Source organism: uncultured Pseudoflavonifractor sp. (genome assembly GCF_944387275.1).
GTDB lineage: Bacteria > Bacillota > Clostridia > Oscillospirales > Oscillospiraceae > Pseudoflavonifractor > Pseudoflavonifractor intestinihominis.
The window spans coordinates 14,019-35,753 of the sequence record NZ_CALXEG010000034.1 but is presented as its reverse complement, the minus strand read 5'-3'; the positions used below and the strand labels follow the sequence as shown (position 1 = coordinate 35,753).

Annotated in this window: 17 protein-coding genes and 2 tRNA genes; 15 read left to right on the top strand and 4 right to left on the bottom strand. The window is 63.8% G+C overall.

What is annotated here, in order from left to right:
- The first annotated feature begins 20 nt into the window (after positions 1–20).
- Positions 21–111 (top strand) — tRNA-Ser (locus Q0K23_RS09415).
- Positions 112–390: 279 nt separating this feature from the next.
- Positions 391–825 (top strand): hypothetical protein, encoded by a 435-nt coding sequence (locus Q0K23_RS09410; RefSeq protein WP_294521223.1) that lies wholly within the window; start codon positions 391–393, stop codon positions 823–825.
- 118 nt (positions 826–943) lie between these two features.
- Here Q0K23_RS09410 and Q0K23_RS09405 read toward each other — a convergent pair whose 3' ends face one another.
- Positions 944–2,590: a Na/Pi cotransporter family protein gene (locus Q0K23_RS09405; RefSeq protein ID WP_294521220.1), complete on the bottom strand. Its 1,647-nt coding sequence runs from the start codon at positions 2,588–2,590 to the stop codon at positions 944–946.
- 362 nt (positions 2,591–2,952) lie between these two features.
- Here Q0K23_RS09405 and Q0K23_RS09400 point away from each other — a divergent pair, with 362 nt between their 5' ends.
- The 4 genes from Q0K23_RS09400 (at position 2,953) to galT (ending at position 8,004) form a co-directional block, all read left to right on the top strand.
- Positions 2,953–3,993, top strand: coding sequence for a LacI family DNA-binding transcriptional regulator (locus tag Q0K23_RS09400; RefSeq protein WP_294521217.1), 1,041 nt, complete (start codon positions 2,953–2,955; stop codon positions 3,991–3,993).
- 162 nt (positions 3,994–4,155) lie between these two features.
- Complete coding sequence (locus Q0K23_RS09395; RefSeq protein WP_294521214.1) at positions 4,156–5,454, top strand: galactokinase family protein; 1,299 nt, start codon at positions 4,156–4,158, stop codon at positions 5,452–5,454.
- A gap of 33 nt (positions 5,455–5,487) precedes the next feature.
- Positions 5,488–6,477, top strand: a complete 990-nt coding sequence (gene galE, locus Q0K23_RS09390; protein ID WP_294521192.1) for a UDP-glucose 4-epimerase GalE — start codon at positions 5,488–5,490, stop codon at positions 6,475–6,477.
- Positions 6,478–6,510: 33 nt separating this feature from the next.
- Positions 6,511–8,004, top strand: coding sequence for a UDP-glucose--hexose-1-phosphate uridylyltransferase (galT, locus tag Q0K23_RS09385; RefSeq protein WP_294521189.1), 1,494 nt, complete (start codon positions 6,511–6,513; stop codon positions 8,002–8,004).
- 137 nt (positions 8,005–8,141) lie between these two features.
- Here galT and Q0K23_RS09380 read toward each other — a convergent pair whose 3' ends face one another.
- Positions 8,142–9,272: a DUF4317 domain-containing protein gene (locus Q0K23_RS09380; protein ID WP_294521186.1), complete on the bottom strand. Its 1,131-nt coding sequence runs from the start codon at positions 9,270–9,272 to the stop codon at positions 8,142–8,144.
- Between the two features lie 231 nt (positions 9,273–9,503).
- Here Q0K23_RS09380 and Q0K23_RS09375 point away from each other — a divergent pair, with 231 nt between their 5' ends.
- Positions 9,504–10,397 (top strand): helix-turn-helix domain-containing protein, encoded by an 894-nt coding sequence (locus tag Q0K23_RS09375; protein ID WP_294521182.1) that lies wholly within the window; start codon positions 9,504–9,506, stop codon positions 10,395–10,397.
- Between the two features lie 63 nt (positions 10,398–10,460).
- On the opposite strand, the gene Q0K23_RS09370 is transcribed toward Q0K23_RS09375, so the two are convergent.
- Positions 10,461–11,087, bottom strand: coding sequence for a TetR/AcrR family transcriptional regulator (locus Q0K23_RS09370; protein ID WP_294521179.1), 627 nt, complete (start codon positions 11,085–11,087; stop codon positions 10,461–10,463).
- A gap of 242 nt (positions 11,088–11,329) precedes the next feature.
- Between Q0K23_RS09370 and Q0K23_RS09365 the strand changes: the two genes are divergently transcribed.
- From Q0K23_RS09365 to Q0K23_RS09330, 8 genes are all read left to right on the top strand, one after another.
- On the top strand, positions 11,330–12,490 hold the full coding sequence (locus Q0K23_RS09365) for an amidohydrolase family protein (protein WP_294521176.1): 1,161 nt from the start codon (positions 11,330–11,332) through the stop codon (positions 12,488–12,490).
- Positions 12,481–13,638, top strand: coding sequence for an amidohydrolase family protein (locus Q0K23_RS09360; protein WP_294521173.1), 1,158 nt, complete (start codon positions 12,481–12,483; stop codon positions 13,636–13,638). Before Q0K23_RS09365 ends, Q0K23_RS09360 begins: the two co-directional genes overlap by 10 nt.
- The gene (locus tag Q0K23_RS09355; RefSeq protein ID WP_294521170.1) at positions 13,635–15,605 is read left to right on the top strand and encodes a prolyl oligopeptidase family serine peptidase; all 1,971 of its coding nucleotides are present in this window, start codon (positions 13,635–13,637) and stop codon (positions 15,603–15,605) included. The genes Q0K23_RS09360 and Q0K23_RS09355 overlap by 4 nt, the downstream gene beginning before the upstream one ends.
- 3 nt (positions 15,606–15,608) lie before the next feature.
- On the top strand, positions 15,609–16,535 hold the full coding sequence (locus Q0K23_RS09350; protein WP_294521167.1) for an ABC transporter permease: 927 nt from the start codon (positions 15,609–15,611) through the stop codon (positions 16,533–16,535).
- A gap of 14 nt (positions 16,536–16,549) precedes the next feature.
- Positions 16,550–17,446, top strand: coding sequence for an ABC transporter permease (locus Q0K23_RS09345; protein WP_294521165.1), 897 nt, complete (start codon positions 16,550–16,552; stop codon positions 17,444–17,446).
- Positions 17,447–17,480: 34 nt separating this feature from the next.
- The gene (locus Q0K23_RS09340; protein ID WP_294521162.1) at positions 17,481–18,554 is read left to right on the top strand and encodes an ABC transporter ATP-binding protein; all 1,074 of its coding nucleotides are present in this window, start codon (positions 17,481–17,483) and stop codon (positions 18,552–18,554) included.
- Positions 18,551–19,507 carry an ABC transporter ATP-binding protein gene (locus tag Q0K23_RS09335; RefSeq protein WP_294521156.1) on the top strand — a complete coding sequence of 319 codons (957 nt, stop codon included), beginning with the start codon at positions 18,551–18,553 and terminating at the stop codon, positions 19,505–19,507. The genes Q0K23_RS09340 and Q0K23_RS09335 overlap by 4 nt, the downstream gene beginning before the upstream one ends.
- A gap of 80 nt (positions 19,508–19,587) precedes the next feature.
- Positions 19,588–21,123, top strand: coding sequence for an ABC transporter substrate-binding protein (locus Q0K23_RS09330; RefSeq protein WP_294521152.1), 1,536 nt, complete (start codon positions 19,588–19,590; stop codon positions 21,121–21,123).
- A gap of 244 nt (positions 21,124–21,367) precedes the next feature.
- On the opposite strand, the gene Q0K23_RS09325 is transcribed toward Q0K23_RS09330, so the two are convergent.
- Positions 21,368–21,443 (bottom strand) — tRNA-Ala (locus tag Q0K23_RS09325).
- Between the last annotated feature and the right edge of the window lie 292 nt (positions 21,444–21,735).

Below are 21,735 nucleotides of genomic sequence, written 5' to 3'. Positions count from 1 at the left end.
ATGCGCATCCCGGCCGATACGCAGAAGTACCCAAGTGGCCGAAGGGGCTCCCCTGCTAAGGGAGTAGGCGGGTAAAACCGTGCGAGGGTTCAAATCCCTCCTTCTGCGCCAAAAACCCGAAGTCTTTGATTTCAAAGACTTCGGGTTTTTTCTTTGTAAAGCTTCTGGACCTAGAAACTCAGAATGCTCTCAAAAAAGCGGCCTAGAAGCGGGTAAAATCCGAATGCGTAGTTAGCATCATGGCGTGATTAACCCCTTTCGGCTTTCGCTTTTGGACTTGCATGAATCTTCTCCTTTATCTTTCCATATCTCCCTGTGTCCCTTCTTTTTCGCCTTTTTTCGCCTCTGGCCTTCACTATACTAGAGGCAGCGAAAAAGGAGGTTTTTTCTATGGATTCCATCAAAAGGCGTCTGCTCCCCCTGCTTGCCGCTCTGGTGCTGCTGCTCTGCTCCTGCACCGCAGGTACGCCGGACAACTCCCCCAGTACGTCCCCCAGTCTGCCGGCGCCCAGCCAGGTCCAGCCCAGTGCCTCCCTCAGCCCGCCGCCCAGCGAGACCGACCCGTCCGAGGTCCAGCCCTACATCTCCCCCAGTCCGGCTGTCACAACGCCGGAGCCCTCCCCCAGCGCGGCTCCGGTCTCAGAAGCCCCAGCCGCTGCGGCAGTTGAGGACCCGGTGGAGGTCATTGTCTACGTCACCAAGACCGGGGAGAAATACCACGCCGCCGGCTGCCAATACCTCAGCCGGAGCCAGATCCCCATGTCCCTGGAGGACGCCAAGGCCAGCGGCTACACCCCCTGCTCCAAATGCCATCCGCCCAGGTGACGGCAGACCAGCCCCATCCGGGCAAAAAATCCGGCCCGGTCCTGAATTGAAGTGACCCCAAACTGTCTAACAAATGGGGTGCAGTTCATCAGGACCGGGCCGGTCTGTTTTTTGTGTGTTACCGGGCGGGGGCGGCCGCCATACGCTCCTGGGCGATGTTTAGGGCGTGGTCGCCGATACGCTCAAAGTCGGTGAGCAGTTCGGAGAAGAGGATGCAGGCCTCGTCGGAGCAGGAGCCCTGCTTCATGCGGTCCAGCTGGCTCTGGCGGAACTCGGCGGTCATGTCGTCGATGCGCTGCTCCAGCTTCTCCATGGAGCTGAGCCAGCCCTCGGACACGTCGGCGTCGGCGGCCAGGGTGTCCAGCGCGGCCAGGCACACGTCCCGCATCTCACGCAGCTCGTCCTTGGCACCCTCGGAGAACTGGATGCCCTTCTGATCCATCATGGTGCTGTACTCGCAGATATTGATGGCGTGGTCGCCGATGCGCTCGATGTTGCCGGTGATCTTGAAGTAGGCGGACACGGCGGCAGAGTCGGTCTCGTTGGTCTCGTGGGCGATGACCTTGGAGATATACTGGGAGATTTCCTTGTTCAGGTAGTCGATATAGGTCTCGGTGGACTCGGCCTGGGACAGCAGCTCGGGCTTGACCTCCAGCACGGCCCGGAAGGCCAGGTCGATGTTGCTGCGGGCCTTGCCCAGCATGCGCTGGAGCTCCTCCCGGATCTGGTTGAGGTAGATGGCGGAGGTACCGATGGCGATGGACCGGTCCTTGTCCACGGAGATGGGGGTGAGGTACTGCAGGTGCATACCCTCCTCCTTCTCCTCCTTGCGGTCGGGCAGGATGTGCATGGCCAGCTGGACCAGGTGGCCGCCCACGGGCAGGAGCAGCAGGGTGGTGACCACGTTGAAGATGGTGTGCATGTTGGCGATCTGGGCGGCGGCGTTGTCCGGCGTGAAGCTCTGGACAATACGAGTCAGGGGGCTGAACATACAGACCAGCGTGAAGATTATGGTGCCGATGATATTAAAGGACAGGTGGATGATGGTGGTGCGCTTGGCGTTGCGGCTGGTTCCGATGGAGGCCAGCACGGCGGTGATACAGGTGCCGATGTTCTGGCCGAAGAGGACGTACACGGCGGTGGGCAGGCTGACCACGCCGCTCATGGCCAGGGCCTGGAGGATACCCACCGACGCGGAGGAGGACTGGATGATGGCGGTGAAGATGGTGCCGGTGAGGATGCCCACCAGGGGGTTGGAGAAGGTGGAGACCAGGTTGATGAAGGCCTGGGAGTCACGCAGGGGCTCCATGGCGGCGCTCATCATGTCCATACCGATGAAGAGGATGCCCAGGCCGGCCAGGATGGCGCCGATGTGGTGGACCTTGGGGTTCTTCAAAAAGACCATCAGGGCGATGCCGATGAAGGCGAACATGGGGGCCAGGGCGCCCGCGTCCAGGGCGATGAGCTGGCCGGTGATGGTGGTGCCGATGTTGGCGCCCATGATGATCCACACGGCCTGCCGCAGGGTCATCATGCCCGAGTTGACGAAGCCCACCACCATGACGGTGGTGGCCGAGGAGGACTGGATCACGGCGGTGATGACCGCGCCCACCAGCACGCCCAGCAGACGGTTGGAGGTGAGCTTTTCCAGGATGCTCTTCATGCGGTTGCCCGCGGCAGCCTCCAGGCCGGAGCTCATCATCTGCATTCCGTGGAGGAACAGGGCCAGACCGCCCAGCAGACTCAATATGTCGGTGATTTTCATTCTCTTTCTCCTTACTCCTTACACACACATTATTCTCTCCCGCCGGCCGGACAAAAATAAAAAGAGTACAGCCCGCCTTCCGGAACGCCCGGAACGCAGGTCATACTCTCTTCTTCATATTTTGTCCGTCCGGCAGCTGTGACGGGCGCCAGAATGAGGCGTCGGCCATCATGTGCATAACCCTCTCTGTATGATCTCGACAAAGGATACGGGAGTAGTATATCAAATTGTAAAATCCAGCGTCAATAGACTTTACAATACTTTTACATTGCCCAGGCAAAAAACTGTTTTTGCCTCCTTTTTCGCTTGTGCCTTTGGGCAAACTGTGGTACAATTTTTTTACTAAAAAAAGGAGGACCGCTATGGCAACCCTGAAAGAGCTCTCGGACCGCACGGGCTACTCTCCGGCCACCATCTCCCGCATTCTGACGGGGGACCCGTCGCTGACGGTGAGCGACGAGGCCAGGAAGCGGGTGCTGGAGGAGGCCGGACGTCTGGACTACGCCGCCACCCGCAGCCGCCGGGGCCGGTCGCCCAAGATGCTGCTGCGGGTGGGGGTGGCGGAGATGCTCACGCCGGAGCAGCAGCTGGACGACCCCTACTATCTCTATCTGCGCAACTTTGTGGAGCAGGCCTGTGCAGAGCGCAAGTACGCCTTCCTCCCCCTGGAGCGGCGGGGAGACGAGGGCTTCGCCCCGCCGGAGGGCGCCGCCCCGGACGGCATCGTGGCCATCGGCATCTTCACCCGGGAACAGCAGGCGGCCCTGGCCGCCGTCAGCCCCAACCTGGTGTTCCTGGACTCCTCCCCCGACGAGGCCCGGTTCGACTCGGTGGTGCTCAACTACGCCCTGGGCATCCGCCTGGCCCTGGACCATCTCCTCTCCCTGGGCCACACCCGCATCGGCTTCATCGGCCCGGCGGAGAAGCTGGGCGACTGCAAGGAGCCTGCCCCCGAGGTGCGGCGGAGCTGCTTTGTGTCCATGATGGAGGAGCGGGGCCTGCTGGACCCGGCCCTGCTGGTGGAGGCGCCCATGGACAGCCGGGCCACGGCGGCGGCAATGTCCGCCTTCCTGGACCGCTGCCCCCATCCGCCCACCGCCTTCCTGGCCGCCAACGAGGAGAACGCCATGGGCGCCAGCCGGGCTCTTGAGGCCAGAGGGCTGTCCGTGCCCGGGGACGTGTCCCTGGTGTCCTTCAACGACACCCCCCTGTCCCAGCTCATGACCCCGCCCCTCACCTCGGTGTCCACCCACGCCGACGAGATGGCCCGCACCGCCGTGGGCCTGCTGGGCGAGCGGACCTCCGCCGTGGCCGGCCACCCGGTGCGCACCCTGCCCCAGAAAGTGGTGGTCCCCCCCACCCTGTCCGTCCGGGAGAGCACCGCACCCCCTGCCCGGCGGTAAAAACCGCCCCCTTCTTCGCTTTTCTGCACAATCAAACCGCCCGTTTTTGTGGGGAACGCTGAACTTCTGTCCAGGATAAAGATTGCGGTTGAATTTTTAGTAAAAATTAAATATACTAGAGGCACGAAACGGAACCACCATAATCTGACTGGGAGTGATCCTATGCTTTCCTGTAAAACTCTGATCCATCAGCTCTCCGCCGGCGACTGGGACGAGCGGCTCAACCGTCTGTACTGCTGCGATGGCGGCGAGGCCCTGGAGGCTGTCCGCGCCCGGGCCATTGAGGCCGTGAAGCGGTACCAGGCCCTCTTCTCCGCCGGGGACGAGGTCCAGGTGGCCCTGTTCAGCAGCCCCGGCCGCACCGAGCTGGGCGGCAACCACACCGACCACCAGCACGGCTGCGTGCTGGCCGCCAGCGTGAACATGGACATGCTGGCCGTGGCCGCCCCCAACGGCACCGCCCAGGTGCGCATCCACTCGGAGGGCTACCAGGTGCTGACGGTGGACCTGTCCGACCTCTCCCCCGCGGAGGGCGAGAAGGAGACCTCCGCCTCCCTGGTGCGGGGCGTGGCCGCCCGGATGGCTCAGCTGGGCCAGTCCCCCGCCGGGTTTGACGCCTACGTCTGCTCCTCCGTGCCCGCCGGGTCCGGCCTGTCCTCCTCCGCCGCCTACGAGGTGCTGGTGGGCACCATCTTCAACGTCCTCTTCTGCAACCAGGTCTTTACCCCCGTCCAGGTGGCCCAGATCGGCCAGTTCGCCGAGAACGTATTCTTCGGCAAGCCCTGCGGCCTGATGGACGAGACCGCCTCCGCCGTGGGCGGCGTGGTGTCCATCGACTTCAAAGACCCCTCCGCCCCCGTGGTGCGCAAGGTGGACTTCGACTTCCCCGCCACCGGCCACACCCTGTGCATCATCAACTCGGGCGCCGACCACGCCGACCTGACCGACGCCTACGCCGCCATCACCAACGAGATGAAGTCGGTGGCCGCCTGCTTCGGCAAGGAAGTGCTGCGGGACGTGGACGAGACCACCTTCCGGGCCACCATCCCCGACCTGCGCAAGGCCCTGGGCGACCGTGCGGTGCTGCGGGCCATCCACTTCTTCGCCGAGAACCGCCGGGCCATCCAGGAGGCCCAGGCCCTGGAGAAGGGCGACTTCGCCGCCTTCCTGGCCCTGGTGCGTGCCTCCGGGCTGTCCTCCAGCCTGTACCTCCAGAATACCTTCGCCCCCTCCGACCCCAGGCAGCAGGCCATCCCCATGGTGCTGTGGGCCGCCGAGGAGGTGCTCCAGGGCACCGGCGCCGTCCGGGTCCACGGCGGCGGCTTCGCCGGCACCGTCCAGGCCTTCGTGCCCAACGACAAGCTGCCCGACTTCCTCTCCGCCATGGAGCGGCTGCTGGGCAAGGACATGTGCCACATGCTGTCCATCCGCCCCGAGGGCGGCTGCCTGGTGGCGGGCTGAACCGCCCCCAATCCATCTTCAGGAGGTAATTCCATGGCGATTCTGGTATTGGGCGGAGCCGGGTACATCGGCTCCCACACGGTATATGAGCTCATCGACGCGGGCCGGGACGTGGTCGTGGCCGACAACCTTCAGACCGGCTTCCGGGCGGCGGTCCACCCCAAGGCCCGGTTCTATCAGGCCGATATCCGGGACCGCGCCGCCATGGACGCCCTGTTCGAGAAGGAGCACATCGACGGCGTCATCCACTTCGCCGCCTCCTCCCAGGTGGGCGAGAGCATGACCGACCCTCTCAAGTACTACGACAACAACCTGGGCGGCACCATGGTGCTGCTCTCCTCCATGGTGGCCCACGGGGTGGACAAGATCGTCTTCTCCTCCACCGCCGCCACCTACGGCGAGCCCGAGCAGGTGCCCATCCTGGAGGGCGACAAGACTCAGCCCACCAACTGCTACGGCGAGACCAAGCTGGCCATGGAGCACATGATGAGCTGGGTGTCCCGGGCCCACGGCCTGCGGTACGTGGCCCTGCGGTACTTCAACGCCTGCGGCGCCCACCCCTCCGGCGTCATCGGCGAGGCCCACAACCCGGAGACCCACCTGGTGCCCATCATCCTCCAGGTGCCCAACGGCCAGCGGGAGGCGGTGAGCGTGTTCGGCGACGACTACCCCACCCGGGACGGCACCTGCGTCCGGGACTACATCCACGTCACCGACCTGGCCCAGGCCCACATCCTGGCCCTGGACTACCTGCTCCAGGGCGGGGAGAGCAACGTGTTCAACCTGGGCAACGGCGTGGGCTTCACGGTGAAAGAGGTCATCGAGTGCGCCCGAAAGGTGACCGGCCACCCCATCCCCGCGGTGGTCTCCCCCCGCCGGGCCGGCGACCCGGCCCAGCTGGTGGCCTCCTCCGAGAAGGCCAAGACCGTCCTGGGCTGGAAGCCCCGGTACGACAACCTGGAGACCATCATCTCCACCGCCTGGGCCTGGCACAGGGCCCATCCCAACGGCTACAACACCTGACGGGCGTACAAAAGAAATGAGAGGTTGATAGACATGATTGACACCGCCATTGCAAGCCTGGTGGCCTACGCTGAGCGCACCGGCCTGATCGAGCCCTGCGAGCGGAACTGGGCCGTGAACACCCTGCTGGAGGCCCTCAAGCTGGACAGCTACACCGCCCCCGAGACCCCTGTGTCCGGGGACATCGACCTGGCCGCCGTGCTGGGCGAGCTGATGGACGACGCCCACGCCCGGGGCGTGCTGCCCGAGGACTCGGTGGTCTACCGGGACCTGTTCGACACCATGCTCATGGGCCGTCTCACCCCCCGTCCCGCCCAGGTGGTGGAGAAGTTCAAGGCCCTGTACGCCCAGAGCCCCCAGAAGGCCACCGACTGGTACTACCAGTTCAGCCAGGACACCAACTACATCCGCCGGGACCGGATCGCCAAGGACATGAAGTGGGTCACCCCCACCGAGTACGGCGACCTGGACATCACCATCAACCTCTCCAAGCCGGAGAAGGACCCCAAGGCCATCGCCGCCGCCCGCAACCTGCCCGCCTCCGCCTATCCCCGCTGCCAGCTGTGCGCTGAGAACGAGGGCTACGCCGGCCGGGTCAACCACCCCGCCCGGGAGAACCACCGCATCGTGCCCATCACCATCAACGGCTCCCCCTGGTTTCTCCAGTACTCCCCCTACGTCTACTACAACGAGCACTGCATCTGCCTCAACTCGGAGCACACCCCCATGAAGATCGACCGGGCCTGCTTCGCCAAGCTGCTGGACTTTGTGGGCCAGTTCCCCCACTACTTCGTGGGCTCCAACGCCGACCTGCCCATCGTGGGCGGCTCCATCCTGGCCCACGACCACTTCCAGGGCGGCCACTACACCTTCGCCATGGCCAAGGCCCCCATTGAGCAGGCCTTCTCCTTCCCCGGCTTTGCCGACGTCCACGCCGGCATCGTCAAGTGGCCCATGTCGGTCATCCGCATCTCCTGCGGCAACCCGGAGCGGCTGGTGGAGCTGGCCGACCGCATTCTGACCTCCTGGCGAGGCTACACCGACGAGGCCGCCTTCATCTTCTCCCAGACCGAGGGCGTGCCCCACAACACCATCACCCCCATCGCCCGCATGCGGGATGGCCGCTACGAGCTGGACCTGGTGCTGCGCAACAACATCACCACCGAGGAGCACCCCCTGGGCGTGTACCACCCCCACGCCGAGCTCCACCACATCAAGAAGGAGAACATCGGCCTCATCGAGGTCATGGGCCTGGCCGTGCTCCCCGCCCGCCTGAAGGAGGAGCTGACCGCCGTGGCCGACGCGCTGGTGTCCGGCGCCGACCTGCGCGCCGACGAGCGCACCGCCAAGCACGCCGACTGGGCCGAGGGCTTCAGGGGCAACTACAACATCACCGCCGACAACGCCCTGGACGTGGTGGAGCAGGAGACCGGCAAAGTCTTTGCCACTGTCCTGGAGCACGCCGGCGTGTACAAGCGCACCGACGAGGGCCGCGCCGCCTTCCTCCGCTTCCTGGAGCAGGTGTAAGGGCGCCGTATCCCGATAAAATGCCGCTCCGCACTGTAAAGGTTTTTCCTTCACAGTGCGGAGCGGCTTTGTTTTGGAATATACGCTTTTTATTGCAGATATGTAATGTGGTTTTACCTTACAGGTTTCAGGCCGTGTCAGTCGATGTGGACGCCCACGCCGTTGACCTCCACGCCCTCGTCGGCCCGGATGAGGATGTACTTCTTCCCGTCGATGATGCGGGTCTCCAGCAGGTCCCCCCGGCCGGGTGCCACCTTGATGATCACATCGGGGGTGCGCACCTCCATCTGGCGGGTGTCCACCAGGTTGCGGGGGCTGAGCTGGGTGTCGCCGCCGAACTCGCTGTCGTACTTGGCGTCAAAGGCCTCCACGTGGGAGTCGGCCACGCCGCAGGACCGGAGCACGCTCTTCACCGTGCCCTTGGACACCACCAGGGGCTCCTCCTCGTGGCTGGCCTTGTGCTCCTCGATGAGGTCGCACAGCTGCTCCTGCACGGCCTGGACCACATCGAAGCGGCAGTCCTCGGCCAGGGCCTCCCCCAGGATGGACTGGAAGGTCTCCTTCTGGGCGGCGGCGGGCATGGGGATCTCGCTGTGGAACACGGCATCCACAAAGTCCTTGTGGTTCTCCTTGACGTCCTTGTTGTAGTAGAGGGCGTTGTAGAGGTTGGTGCTGCGGTCGTCAAAGGCGGGGAACAGGAACCCCAGCTCGGGGGCGGACACCAGCCAGTCGGCCGCCCGGTTGTGGAACTCGTTCTCCCGGACATAGTAGCTCAGGGCGGGCTTGGTCTGCTTCACCGGGCAGACGCTGCACAGCACATAGGAGTAGACCTGGTCGGAGCCGTCCTCCACCGTCTCGCCGTCCTTGGCCCGGTAGGGCACGTCGTAGGCGTCGTGGGCCAGGAGGATCAGGTAGTTGCCCTCTATGGTCAGTGCGCCGATGACCTTCTGGAAGAAGGCCTGCACCGCCTCCTCGTCCTTCAGACCCGAGTCCCGCAGGGCCATGAGCAGCTTGTGCTCCTCCCCTTCCGCCACCTGGCGGGTGGCAAATTCGATGTCCATCAGGTTCTTCCCCAGGGTGCCCGACAGGGTGCGCTTGAGGATGCCCAGGAATTTTTCGCTCTCCTCCTGGCTCATCAGGGCCAGGGATTGGTTGAACTGGGCCACGATCTCTCCCAGCTCGTTGACATAGCAGCCCCGCACATGGGTGATGCTGGTCTTATCGGGGCGAAAACGGCGGCGGATCTCCGCAATTTCTTTTTCGTTCATGGTGTTCTCCACTTCCAGTCTGGATTTCAGGCCGCGGCAGGGGCCGCGCCAATAAACCGCCGGGCGGTTCAGCAGACAGTATTGTAAACGAATTTTCCGCCGGGCGCAACGTGGATTTTGCCCAAAGGCCCCCTCCCCCCTGGGCCAAAATGCAAAACTCAACCGATGGTTTGGTGCTTTTCTCCCGCTTATCCCCTATAATATAGCTGCCGGCATACAGGAGGTGCAGCGATGGACAACATGAAAACCGGGCAGTTGATCAGGCAACTGCGCAAGGAGAAGGACATGACCCAGAGGGAGCTGGCGGACAAGCTCCATATCACGGACCGGGCCGTGTCCAAGTGGGAGCGGGGTCTGTGCGCGCCGGAGATCTCCCTGCTGGAGCCCCTGGCGGAGGCGCTGGGCTGCTCCGTCCTGGACCTGATGGCCGGAGAGCGGACGGTCCGGGCGGAGGGCAGTCAGGAGGAGGCCCGCACCAGGGACGTGCTCCACTACTCCATCCAGCAGGTGCGCCGCCGGGTCAGGCTCACCCGCCGCCGGTGGCTGCTGGCCGCTGCGGCCGTGGCCCTGGTGCTGCTGCTGGGCGGGACTGCCCTGTGGCGCAGCGGGGTGCTCTTCGTGGTGGCCAGAAGCACCTCTCCCGACGGGAGCGAGGCGGTCACGGTGTACAGCAAGGACCTGGTCTCCGGCGGCTTTGGGCTGACGGATGCCACGTCTCTCATCGTCCGCCACGACAGCGGCGGCGAGACACGCATCACCTACGGGGACCACGCCTTTCAGGGGCTCTGGTGGGCGCCGGACAGCTCCAAATACGTCCTGGCCCTGGACTACGGCGGCAAGACCTATCTGGCCCTGGCCTGGCTGGAGTACAGCTCGGAGCGCAACCTGCCCGCCTATCTGGCCTCGGCCATGGCGCAGAACAGCCACCTGAACCAGTACGGCTGGACGGAGGAGGACGGCCAGCCGGACATCGACTTTCAGTTCCTCCAATGGGGGCTGGACAGCCAGTCCATGCTGATCTACTACGCCTTCACCGGCGGGGACGGTCAGCGGCACGACGGCTATTTCTGGTACAACTGCGTGGACGGCAGCATCCGGGCCGTACTGGAGCTGACCAGCCAATAGGAGCTTATGGACGAAAAACGCCGCCCGGCTGATGGGCGGCGTTTTCCTGTGCCGGGACAGACGCTACTGCTCCTTCCCGCCCTCCCCGGTCAAAATGCCGTGATAAAAGAAGTCATAGAAAAAGTAGAGCTTCCGGTCCACGTACTCCTGCTGGTTCAATCCGTGCTTCATGCAATAGGCCATCAGGTTATAGCCGGTGGTGGCGTACATATAGGCGATCAGGTCGATGTCCACGTCCTCCCGCAGTCTGCCCGCCGCCCGCTCCCGCTCCAAAACGGCCCGGTAATAGGTCTCATTGCCGGAGGACAGGCGGAACATGATGTCGTGGATCACCTCCATGGGGAATTTGTTGCAGGCGATCAGGAACCGGTTCTCCAGGTCCGTGCAATAGTCCGGCTGCTCCAGGGAAAACGGGGGAAAATAGCTGCTCTCATGGTCCCCCAGGCGCTCCAGCTGGTCCATGTGGTAGGCCAGATACCGCTGCTGGATGACGTCCACCAGATAGAGCATCAGGCTGTCTTTGGAGTCGAAGTAGCGGTAAAATGTGGCGGGATTGATCCCCATATTGGTGCACAGCAGCCGTGCTGTCACCTGCTCGTAGGGGTAGGTGGCATAGAGCTCCATGGCGGTATTGAGCAGGTCCTGCTGCTTCTCCGCAGGCAGGCGGCGAAAGGCTGGTTTTGGGTTCATAGGAATGATCATCCTTTTTTCAATGATAGACACAGGCGGATTATAACACAATGGCAAAAATTTTGCACCACATTTTGTCGAATCTGCTCTTGCGTTGTAAACGTGTTTACAGTAAAATAGAACCATTCAATCAACCAAGGGGTTTTTATACCCTATCACTTTTGCACGCTAATACACCTAAGTGCTAATACACCTAAGTGCTAACGCGAGACAGTAAATTACAGTAAAGGAAGGGGAACACTATGCTGATCAAAAATGGCCGCATCCACGATGGCCTTGGCAACGTGGCTCACCAGGATCTGCGCATGGAGGACGGGATGATCCGCTCCATCGGCGCCGACCTTGCGCCGCTGCCCGGAGAAGAGGTGTTTGACGCCGCCGGTATGGAGGTCATGCCCGGTTTTGTCCAGCCCATCTCCATCTGGGGCGTGAACGGGTCCATGACGGAGATCCGCCCGTCCTCCAACGACAACGATGAGCGCAGCAACCCCATCATGCCGGAACTGGACGGCTTCTACGCCTTCAACGGCCGGGCCGCCACCTACCAGCAGCTGGGCGCCTTCGGTCTGACCTGCTGCGGCGTGGGCCCCACGGACAACAACCTGTTCGGCGGCACCATCGCCATGTTCTGTGTGGACGGCGTCAACCCCTACCGGATGTGCCTGAAGCGGAGCTGCGGCATGATGGCCTCCGTCACCTCCAGCCTGAAGCGCACCTACGGCGCCCGTCCCCAGGCGCCCCAGACCCGCATGTGGATCTTCGCCAACTTCGACCTCCAGCTGCGCAAGGCCGCCGAGTACAAGGAGGAGGCGGACAAGCCCAAGGACGACAAGCTGCTGGCCCTCAAGCAGGTGGTGGACGGCGAGCTGCCCCTGTTCGTGTCCTGCGACAGCGCCAACTCCGCCCGGCAGGTGTGGGACATCCTCCAGAACTACCCCAAGGTGAAGCTGGTGCTGCTCAACGGCTTCGGCCTCACCGGTGAGGAGGACTGGATCGTGGAGCACAAGATCCCCGTCATCGTCCGGGTGGCCTCCAACCCCCTGGACAAGGACGCCATGACCCTGGACTGGAACGGCATCGCCAAGCTGTGGAAGCAGGGCGTGCCCGTGGCCTTCAGCGGCACCTATACCAACAGCCTGGGCGCCCGGGAGGACATGATCTGGAACGGCATCGAGATGATGAAGGTCCTCCACGACAGCGCCGCCGTGCTGCCCATGCTCACCAGCGTCCCCGCCAAGCTCATGGGGGTGGACGATATCACCGGCTCCCTCCGGGAGAGCCTGCGGGCGGATGTGGTCATCTGGAACGCCAATCCGCTGGAGAGCTACCAGGCCCATATCGTGCGCACCTATCAGGCCGGCCAGGTCATCTATCAGGAAGGGGATGCAATGAAATGTATGTAATCCAGAACGGTACCCTCTATACCATGGACGGGCAGGGCGTGATCCAGGCGGACCTGCGGGTGGACAACGGCAAGATCACCGAGATCGGGCCCAACCTGTCCACCGAAGGGGCCCAGGTCATCGACGCCGCCGGCAAGTGCGTCACCCCCGGCTTTGTGGACGCCCACAGCCACGTGGGCGGCATCATGGGGAGCGGCCCCAATCAGGAGGACCTCAACGAGATCACCAACCCCCTCACCCCCGAGCTGGACGCCTACTACGGCATCAACCCCCGGGACGAGATCTTTGACACGGTCATCCGTCAGGGCATCACCACCTCCTGCGTGGCGCCCGGCTCGGCCAACGTGGTGTGCGGCTGGGTGGTGGCCTACAAGTCCGCCGGCAAGGACCGGCTGGTGCGCCGCCCCGTGGCCATGAAGGCGGCCATGGGCATCAACCCCAAGGGCTGCTACTCCCCCAGGAACCAGGCCCCCATGACCCGTATGGCCATCGCCAACATCATGCGCACCTACCTGCGCAATGTGAAAGAGTACATGCAGAAGAAGGCCGACGCCGGGGACGACCCCGCCAAGCTGCCCCCCTACGACCTGGGCCTGGAGCACGGCATCCCCGTGCTGGAGAAGAAGATCCCCCTGAAGGTCCACAGCTACATGCACGACATGATGACCCTGCTGGAGATCGCCAAGGAGTTCGACATCCTGGTGACCGTGGACCACGCCCAGGGCGCCAGCGACTTCCTGGAGGAGCTCAACGACCCCCACATCCACGGCGTCATCTTCGGGCCCACCTGCGAGCCCCTGTTCCCCGGCGAGGGCGGCAAGCTGGACTATGAGTGCTGCAAGGGCCTGGACGACGAGGGCGTGAGCGTGGCCGTCATGACCGACGGCCCTGTCACCACCGTGAACATGCTGCTCTTTGAGATGGGCGAGTGCGTCCGCCGGGGCATGGACCCGGTCCGGGCCCTGGCCATGGTCACCAGCAACGCCGCCAAGATCGTGGGCGTGTCGGACCGGGTGGGCTCCCTCACCGTGGGCAAGGACGCGGACATCCTGATCTGGAGCAAGATGCCCACCGTGGCCACCGACGCCATTCTGGAGCAGGTCATCATCGACGGCGAAACGGTCTACCGGGAGGGCAGCGCATCATGAAGTATCAATATCCCGCCTGCCCCACCGTGGACCGTGTGGAGGACTGGTTCGGCACCCGGCTGCCCGACCCCTTCGCCTGGCTGCGCAACGCCAAGGACCCCCAGGTGCTGGACTTTGTGGCCCGGGAAAACGCCTTTACCGACGCCTATTTCTCCTTCCGTCCCCTCAATGAGAAAATGGAACAGCTCAAGGCGGACAAGCTGCCTGTGCTGCCCCGGGAGCTGATCCCCTGGCGGAACGGCTTCCTGTCCTCCGTGGTGGAGGACGGCGACTACAAGGTCCGGGTGTTCAACGAAAAGCTGGAGGACGTGGGCGGCCTGCCCCAGGTCCACGCGCTGGACGGCCTGCAGGTCTTCAGCGCCTCCCCCTGCCCCGCCAACGAGAGCATCATGGCCCTGATGGTGCAGCACCCCGGCGCGGCCCGGCCCAGCGTGGCCCTGTGCGACATGGACAGCCGCATCCTCCTCCACGAGGTCCACGGCGTGTTCAGCCTGTGCTGGTCCAAGGGCGACGGCTGCCTGTACTACTCCTCCACCAAGGCCAACTCCGAGACCCAGGAGAGCCACTCGGTGTTCTACCGCTACGACCCGGCCGCCGGAGCGGAGACCGTGGTCTACGAGGACGACAGCTACGCCATCTTCGGCCAGGTCTACCCCTCGGAGGACGGCGCCTATGTGATGGCCGCGGTGTGCCAGGACTACGCCCTGGCCCGCTGGGTGGCCATCCGCACCGCCGACGGCGCCGCCGCCGTGCTCACCGACAAGCCGGTGGAGTGGAAGTACCTGGACTCCCTGGACGGCGCCCACTACTTTATTACGGTGTCCGAGGCCGAACGGGGCGCGGTGATCCGGGTGTCCGGCTCCGGCCAGACCCAGGTGGTGCTGCCCGAGAGCCAGCGGATCCTGGACGACGGTTTTTCCCTCAACGGGGAGCTGTACATCCTGGCCTGCCAGGACGTGAGCAGCCGCCTGCTGTCCCTGAAGACCGGCCAGGAGGTGCCGCTGCCCAGCCCCTTCGGCGCCCTGTCCCTGGCGGGCCGGGCCAAGGACGGCGTGTTCCTCCGGTTCGAGTCCTTCCTCATCCCCCCCAGCATCCTGCGCTTTGACGGCTCGGCCCTGACCACCGCGGTGGCCGGCTCCCGGGCGGAGTACCCCGACCAGGTGGTGGAGCAGCACTTCGCCCCCTCCACCGGGGACGGCACCCCCATCCCCTACTACATCGTGCGCAAGCGGGACGCCCGCCCCGACGGCTGCGCGCCGGTGCTCATGTACGCCTACGGCGGCTACAACATCTCCATGCCCCCCAGCTACCAGGAGATGGTCACCCAGGTGATCGTACCCAAGTGGGTGGAAAACGGCGGCATCTATGTCCACTGCAACCTGCGGGGCGGCAACGAGTACGGCCCCAAGTGGCACGAGGCCGGCATGGCCATGAACAAGCGCCACTGCTATGAGGACTTCATCGGCATTGCCGAGCAGATCATCCGGGACGGCTGGACCCGTGCCGGGAAGATCGGCATCGCCGGCTGCTCCAACGGCGGCCTGCTCATGTCCGCCCTGGTGACCATGCGGCCCGACCTGTGGGGCTGCGTCATCGACTCGGTGCCCCACACGGATATGATCCACTTTGCCGAGGACGACCGGGGCCCCATGTACATCACGGAGTACGGCAATCCCAGGGAGAGCAAGGAGATGTTCCAGTACCTGCTGAGCTACTCCCCCTACCACAACGTGCGTAAGACGGACTATCCCCCCACCTATATCCAGACCGGGGAGCTGGACAACAACGTTCCGCCTTACCACGGCAAGAAATTTGCCGCCAGGATGCAGGCGGAAAACCAGAGCGAGAACCCCATCCTGCTGCGTGTACTGGCGGAAGGCAGTCATGACCGGGGTAAGGGCGAGGTGTTCTGGAGAACCATCGCCGAAATGCAGCTGTTCCTGGAAGAGCACCTGAAGGAGTCCTGATCCATGCTGAAATTTGCCGTGAAGCGGATCCTCTTCATGATCCCTTCCATCATCATCATTACGCTGGTGACCTTTGTCATCATGTCCTTCTCCGCCGGCAGCCCGGGCAGCGTGGCCCTGGGCATCACCGCCAGCCCGGAGGATATTGCGGCCTACAACCACGAGGTGGGCTACGACCGGCCCGTGCTGGTGCGGTACGGCGAGTACATGTTCAACATCCTCCACGGGGACTTCGGCGAGCGCTACTCCGACGGCGTGTCCGTGACCCAGGTGCTGATGCCCAAGTTCCCCACCACCCTGAAGCTGGCCCTGCTGGCCGTCTTCTTCGCCGCCCTGATCGGCATCCCGCTGGGCGTGCTGGCGGCGGTGAAAAAGGGCACCATCGCGGACACCGGCACCACCGTCATATCCCTGGTCCTGGCGTCCATCCCCGGCTTCTGGCTGGGCCTGCTGCTCATGCTGCTGTTCTCCTATCAGCTGGGCTGGCTGCCCACCTTCGGCCTGGGCTCCTGGAAGAACTACGTCATGCCCGTGGCCACCCTGGCCATCCCCTCCTCCGCCTACGTGGCCAGAATGGTGCGTATGACCATGCTGGAGGCCCTGAGCTCGGACTATGTCCGCACCGCCCGGGCCAAGGGCGCGGGGCCGGCCCGCATCGTGTTCATCCACGTGCTGCGCAACGCCATGCTGCCGGTCATCACCCAGCTGGGTATGAGCTTTGCCGGCCTGCTGGGCGGCGCGGTCATCGCCGAGCAAATCTTCGGCCTGCCCGGCTTCGGCAGCGCCATCCTGGAGGCTATCAACAAGAAAGAGACTATGGTCGTGCTGGGCGCCACTGTGTTCCTCTCCCTGCTCTACATGCTCATCATGCTGGCCATGGACCTGATCAACGCACTGCTCAATCCCAAGATCCGGGATAATATGGGCTGAGGAGGACCGCAGACATGACTAAACGCAGACGCAAGCGCCAGGAACGCCTGGCAACTCTGGCGGGCCAGACCCGTCCGGCGGCAGACGTGTGGCACAACTTCGTCCGCCACCCCGTCTCCATGGCCGCCCTGGTGGTACTTATCGCCATGATCGTCGTGGCCATCGTCTCCGGCTTCCTGTTCAACTACGAGACCCAGGTCACCGCCATCAACACCTCTCAGATCCTCCAGTGGCCCAGCGCCGAGCACTGGTTCGGCACGGACAAGTTCGGCCGCGACGTGTTCATCCGGGTGCTCTACGGCGCCCGCTACTCCCTGTTCTTCGGCATCGTCACCACCGCCATCTCCATGGTGCTGGGCATCCTCATCGGCGCCACCTGCGCCTACTTCGGCGGCGTGTACGACGTGGTGGTCATGCGGGTGATGGACTCCCTGGTGTGCATCCCCTCCATCCTGCTGATGCTCACCCTGGTGGCCGTGCTGGGCAAGGGCATGCGGGGCATCATCATCGCCCTGGTGGTCACCTCGGTGCCCGGCTTCGCCCGGATCATCCGGTCCATCGTCCTCAACGTGGTGCACCAGGAGTACGTGGAGGCCGCCCGGGCCAGCGGCACCGGCAGCGCCGCCATCATCGTGCGCCACATCCTGCCCAACTGCTTCGGCCCCATCCTGGTGGACGTGCTGATGAGCGTGTCCAGCTGCATCATGGCCGCCTCCAGCCTGAGCTTCCTGGGCATGGGTATCCAGGCCCCCGCGCCCGAGTGGGGCGCCATGCTCAACGAGGCCATGGAGCAGATGCGGGCCTACCCCTACCTGGGCATCTTCCCCGGTCTGGCCATTGTGCTCACCACGCTGTGCTTCAACCTGCTGGGCGACGGGCTGACCGATGCCCTGGACCCCAAGAACCGCTGAGACGGACCACAGACAAGAGAAGGGGAACACGCCCATGAACAACGATATTTTGATCCAAGTCAACAACCTGCACACCGTGCTGCCCCTGAAAAACGGGCAGCTGGTGGCGCCGGTGGACGGAGTGAATCTGACCATCCCCCGGGGCAAGACGGTGGGCCTGGTGGGAGAGTCCGGCTGCGGCAAGTCCATGACCGCCCGCTCCCTCATGCGCCTGCTGGACCACCCCATCCGCATCCAGTCCGGGTCCATCCTGTACTACCCCGGCAATGCGGCCGACCTGGAGCGGCTGCGCCAGAGCCCGGACACAAAAAAGAAGGGCGCCCTGACGCCGGAACGCCCGCTCCCCGACGGGGCCGTGGATATCACCGCCCTGAGTGAAAAACAGATGCGCTCCATCCGGGGCCACAACATCACCATGATCTTCCAGGAGCCCATGACCGCCCTGAACCCGTCCATCACCGTGGGCAAGCAGGTGCGGGAGGCCATACTGCTCCACGAGAAGGTCTCCAAGAAGGAGGCCACCGAGCGGGTGCTCCAGAGCTTCCGGGACGTGGGTATCCCGGAGCCGGAGCGGCGCTACAAGTCCTATCCCCACCAGCTCTCCGGCGGCCTGCGCCAGCGCATCTGCATCGCCATGGCCATGGTGCTCCACCCGGAGTTCCTCATCGCCGACGAGCCCACCACCGCCCTGGACGTGACGGTGGAGGCCCAGATCCTGGCCCTGATGAAGCAGCTCCAGCACGGCCGGAACATGTCCATCCTGATGATCACCCACAACCTGGGCGTGGTGGCCGACATCTGCGACGAGGTCAACGTGATGTACGCGGGCCAGATCGTGGAGTACGCGGACAAGGCCGAGCTGTTCCGCAACGCCCGCCACCCCTATACCCAGGGCCTGATGGAGGCCATCCCCCGGGTCCGGGGCGAGATGAAGGACGAGCTGTACACCATTGAGGGCACGGTGCCCAGCTTCGGGGACATGCCCAAGGGCTGCCGGTTCTGCGACCGCTGCCCCTACGCCACCGACCGCTGCCGCCAGTCGGCGCCCCAGCTGCGGGACATCGTCGGCGGCCATCTGGTGCGCTGCTTCCGGGAGGTGGAGAGATGAGCGACGTACTGCTGAAAGTAGAGAATCTGGTCAAGTACTTCAAGACCAACGCCGGAAAGGTCAAGGCCGTGGACGGCGTGAGCTTTGAGGTCTATGCCGGCGAGACCCTGGCCCTGGTGGGCGAATCCGGCTGCGGAAAATCCACCCTGGGCCGGCTGATCCTGCGGCTCATCGAGCCCACCAATGGAAAGGTGCTGCTGGAGGGCGAGGACCTGGGCAAACTCAGCGGCGGACAGCTGCGGAAAAAGCGCTCCGAGCTCCAGATCATTTTCCAGGACCCCTTCTCCTCCCTGGACCCCCACTTCACGGTGGGCGAGATCATCGCCGAGCCCCTGCGGGCCATGGGCATAGGGAAGAAAGAGCGCGAGGCCCGGGTGCTGGAGCTGCTGGACCAGGTGGGCCTGGCCCCGGAGACCTATTTCCGCTACCCCCACCAGTTCTCCGGCGGCCAGCGCCAGCGCATCGGCATCGCCCGCGCCCTGGCCACCTCCCCCAAGCTCATCGTGTGCGACGAGCCCGTGTCCGCCTTGGACGTGTCCATCCAGGCCCAGATCCTGAACCTGCTCAAGCAGCTTCAGAAGGAGCACGGCCTGACCTACCTCTTTATCTCCCACGACCTGGCGGTGGTGCGCTATATCTCCAGCCGGGTGTGCGTCATGTTCCTGGGCCAGCTGTGCGAGATCTGCTCCACCCAGGAGGCCTATGACCACCCCCTGCACCCCTACACCAGAATGCTCATCGACTCCGCGCCGGAGCCTGACCCGGAATTCCACCGGGAGGACCGGCTGCTGCTCCAGGGGGAGATGCCCTCCCCCATCCATCCCCCCGCAGGCTGCCGGTTCTGCACCCGCTGCCCCTTCGCCACCGACGAGTGCCGTCAGACCCCGCCGGAGATGAAGGACTACGGCGGAGGCCACCTGTGCGCCTGCCACCACCCCCTTCTGGCAGAGTAAGTGCTGCCCCCTATTCGTAACCTGCTCCCCTACCGGGGAGAGGGAATAACGCCAAAGAGCGAGAAAGTGAGTTGGATGAAATGAAGAAAGCCCTATCTCTTTTGCTTGCACTGGTGATGTGCTTCGGCCTCCTCAGCGCTTGCAGCAGCTCCACCGGTGAGCAGTCCTCGAACCCCAGCGCCACCACCGGCACCGAGACCTCCACCGGCGGCGAGCAGGACACCACCCTGCGCGCCCTGACCCTGGTGGCCTCCGAGACCTTTAACCCCCTGGTCAACGGCAACGGCGACAAGCCCGTGTACCACGCCCTGTTCGACTGCCTGTTCCGCTTTGACAACGACGGCAACGTGATCCCCATGCTGGTGGACACCTACGAGGTGGACGGCCTGGACGTGACCATGAAGCTGCGCCAGGACGTGACCTTCAGCGACGGCAACCCCCTCACCGCCGACGACGTGCTGTTCTCCTACAACACGGTTCTTGAGGACCCCACCCTGCGGTACAACATGACCCTGATCTCCACCGGCATGGAGAAGGTGGATGACTACACCATCGTGCTCCACCTGGTCAACAGCTACTGCAAGTGGCAGAACATCCTGGCCGAGCTGCTGTACATCATCGAGGAGGAGACCTACGACACCTCCGCCGACTACAGCTCCACCGCCCCCGTGGGCTCCGGCCCCTACACTCTGGAGAGCGTGGACGCCTCCCGGAAGGTCACCCTGAAGGCCCGTGACGACTACTGGAACGGTGCCCCCGAGTTCAAGACCGTGGAGGTCAGTGCCGGCGTGGAGGACTCCACCGCCCTCATCTCCCTGCAGACCGGCGAGGTGGACCTGGTGGCCCAGATGGGTCTGGCCTCCTTCACCCAGGCCCAGCAGGACGAGAACCTGAACTGCGTGTCCTTTGACGGCTGGGCTACCATGGGCGTGATGGTCCAGATGGGCGACGATGCCTTCCGTCAGGCCGTGTTCCACGCCATCAACCGGGACACCATCATCCAGATCTGCAACAACGGCAACGGCACCCCCAGCACCAACTACTTCTCCCCCAAGGTCATGGGCGACTACGCCGACAAGGCCCCCTTTGTGGGCTATGACGTGGACCTGGCCAAGGAGTGCCTGGCCAACACCACCGTGGACCTGAGCCAGACCTATGAGATCCAGGTCTTTGACGCCGACTCTCAGGCCGTGGCCCAGTGCGTTGTGTCCGACCTGTCCGCCATCGGCATCAATGCCACCGTCAGCTACGTGGACTCCAACGTCTTCTTCGACAACCTGTACGGCGGCAACATGCAGATGGGCATCACCGCCATGGCCACCAACATGGTGAGCGTGGAGGACATGATGACCATGTTCGACCCCGACGCCGGCTATCCCTTCAACATCTCCGACGAGCTGATCGAGAAGATCCAGACCGCCCCCTACATCCAGGACGACGCCGAGCGCGAGGCCGCCATGATCGACCTGCTGAATGATCTGAACGAGGCCTGCCCCTGGGTGCCTCTGTATGACAGCCCCACCTACTGCGTGTACAACAAGCGGGTGGGCAACGTGCTGGACTGCTCCTCCGCCACCTATGTCTACTACTTCGGCGACATGACCATCGAAGGCTGATCGTTCTGCAACAGCCCATTGCAATCACCCCCTCCGGTATATCCGGAGGGGGTGATTTGCAATATGTCCTTCTTCAGCAGCGCTGATCCCCCCGCGGAAGGTCTCCTTCCCTCCTTGCGCCGCCACAGGCCGCAATGGGTCGGAACAGGGGCCGCCGGCATTCCCCGGTCCGGAAACGGGCGCGCCCTGCGCCTCACCGGGCAAGCAAAAAAAGACCTGAAATCTTACGATTTCAGGTCTTTTTTGGTGGAGATAAGCGGGATCGAACCGCTGACCTCTTGAATGCCATTCAAGCGCTCTCCCAGCTGAGCTATACCCCCATATTTTGTCGTCTCGTGACGACTTGTTTATTATAGCAGGTCGTCCTGCTGCTGTCAACTATAAATTTTAAAAATCTTTAGCCGTCTCCTCCTCTCCCTTAAACTTGGGGATGCGCTGTGATAGAGGATGGCACGTGGTACTCTACAAAGGGGGCCGATTTGTCACGGAGCAGGGCCTCATCACGGGTACGGCCTCCTCTACCCTGTCCCCCGGCACCTCCTCCACCCGGGCTCAGGCCGCGGTGATTCTCTCCCGCTTCTGCATATCAAGCACACCAATTTTCTGCAATGT

Coding starts and splice junctions, on each gene's coding strand:
- Q0K23_RS09405 (WP_294521220.1), bottom strand. CDS start 2,590: ATGAAAATCACCGACATATTGAGTCTGCTGGGCGGTCTGGCCCTGTTC.
- galT (WP_294521189.1), top strand. CDS start 6,511: ATGATTGACACCGCCATTGCAAGCCTGGTGGCCTACGCTGAGCGCACC.
- Q0K23_RS09340 (WP_294521162.1), top strand. CDS start 17,481: ATGAACAACGATATTTTGATCCAAGTCAACAACCTGCACACCGTGCTG.
- Q0K23_RS09350 (WP_294521167.1), top strand. CDS start 15,609: ATGCTGAAATTTGCCGTGAAGCGGATCCTCTTCATGATCCCTTCCATC.
- galE (WP_294521192.1), top strand. CDS start 5,488: ATGGCGATTCTGGTATTGGGCGGAGCCGGGTACATCGGCTCCCACACG.
- Q0K23_RS09410 (WP_294521223.1), top strand. CDS start 391: ATGGATTCCATCAAAAGGCGTCTGCTCCCCCTGCTTGCCGCTCTGGTG.
- Q0K23_RS09395 (WP_294521214.1), top strand. CDS start 4,156: ATGCTTTCCTGTAAAACTCTGATCCATCAGCTCTCCGCCGGCGACTGG.
- Q0K23_RS09370 (WP_294521179.1), bottom strand. CDS start 11,087: ATGAACCCAAAACCAGCCTTTCGCCGCCTGCCTGCGGAGAAGCAGCAG.
- Q0K23_RS09365 (WP_294521176.1), top strand. CDS start 11,330: ATGCTGATCAAAAATGGCCGCATCCACGATGGCCTTGGCAACGTGGCT.
- Q0K23_RS09400 (WP_294521217.1), top strand. CDS start 2,953: ATGGCAACCCTGAAAGAGCTCTCGGACCGCACGGGCTACTCTCCGGCC.
- Q0K23_RS09330 (WP_294521152.1), top strand. CDS start 19,588: ATGAAGAAAGCCCTATCTCTTTTGCTTGCACTGGTGATGTGCTTCGGC.
- Q0K23_RS09355 (WP_294521170.1), top strand. CDS start 13,635: ATGAAGTATCAATATCCCGCCTGCCCCACCGTGGACCGTGTGGAGGAC.
- Q0K23_RS09380 (WP_294521186.1), bottom strand. CDS start 9,272: ATGAACGAAAAAGAAATTGCGGAGATCCGCCGCCGTTTTCGCCCCGAT.
- Q0K23_RS09375 (WP_294521182.1), top strand. CDS start 9,504: ATGGACAACATGAAAACCGGGCAGTTGATCAGGCAACTGCGCAAGGAG.
- Q0K23_RS09360 (WP_294521173.1), top strand. CDS start 12,481: ATGTATGTAATCCAGAACGGTACCCTCTATACCATGGACGGGCAGGGC.
- Q0K23_RS09335 (WP_294521156.1), top strand. CDS start 18,551: ATGAGCGACGTACTGCTGAAAGTAGAGAATCTGGTCAAGTACTTCAAG.
- Q0K23_RS09345 (WP_294521165.1), top strand. CDS start 16,550: ATGACTAAACGCAGACGCAAGCGCCAGGAACGCCTGGCAACTCTGGCG.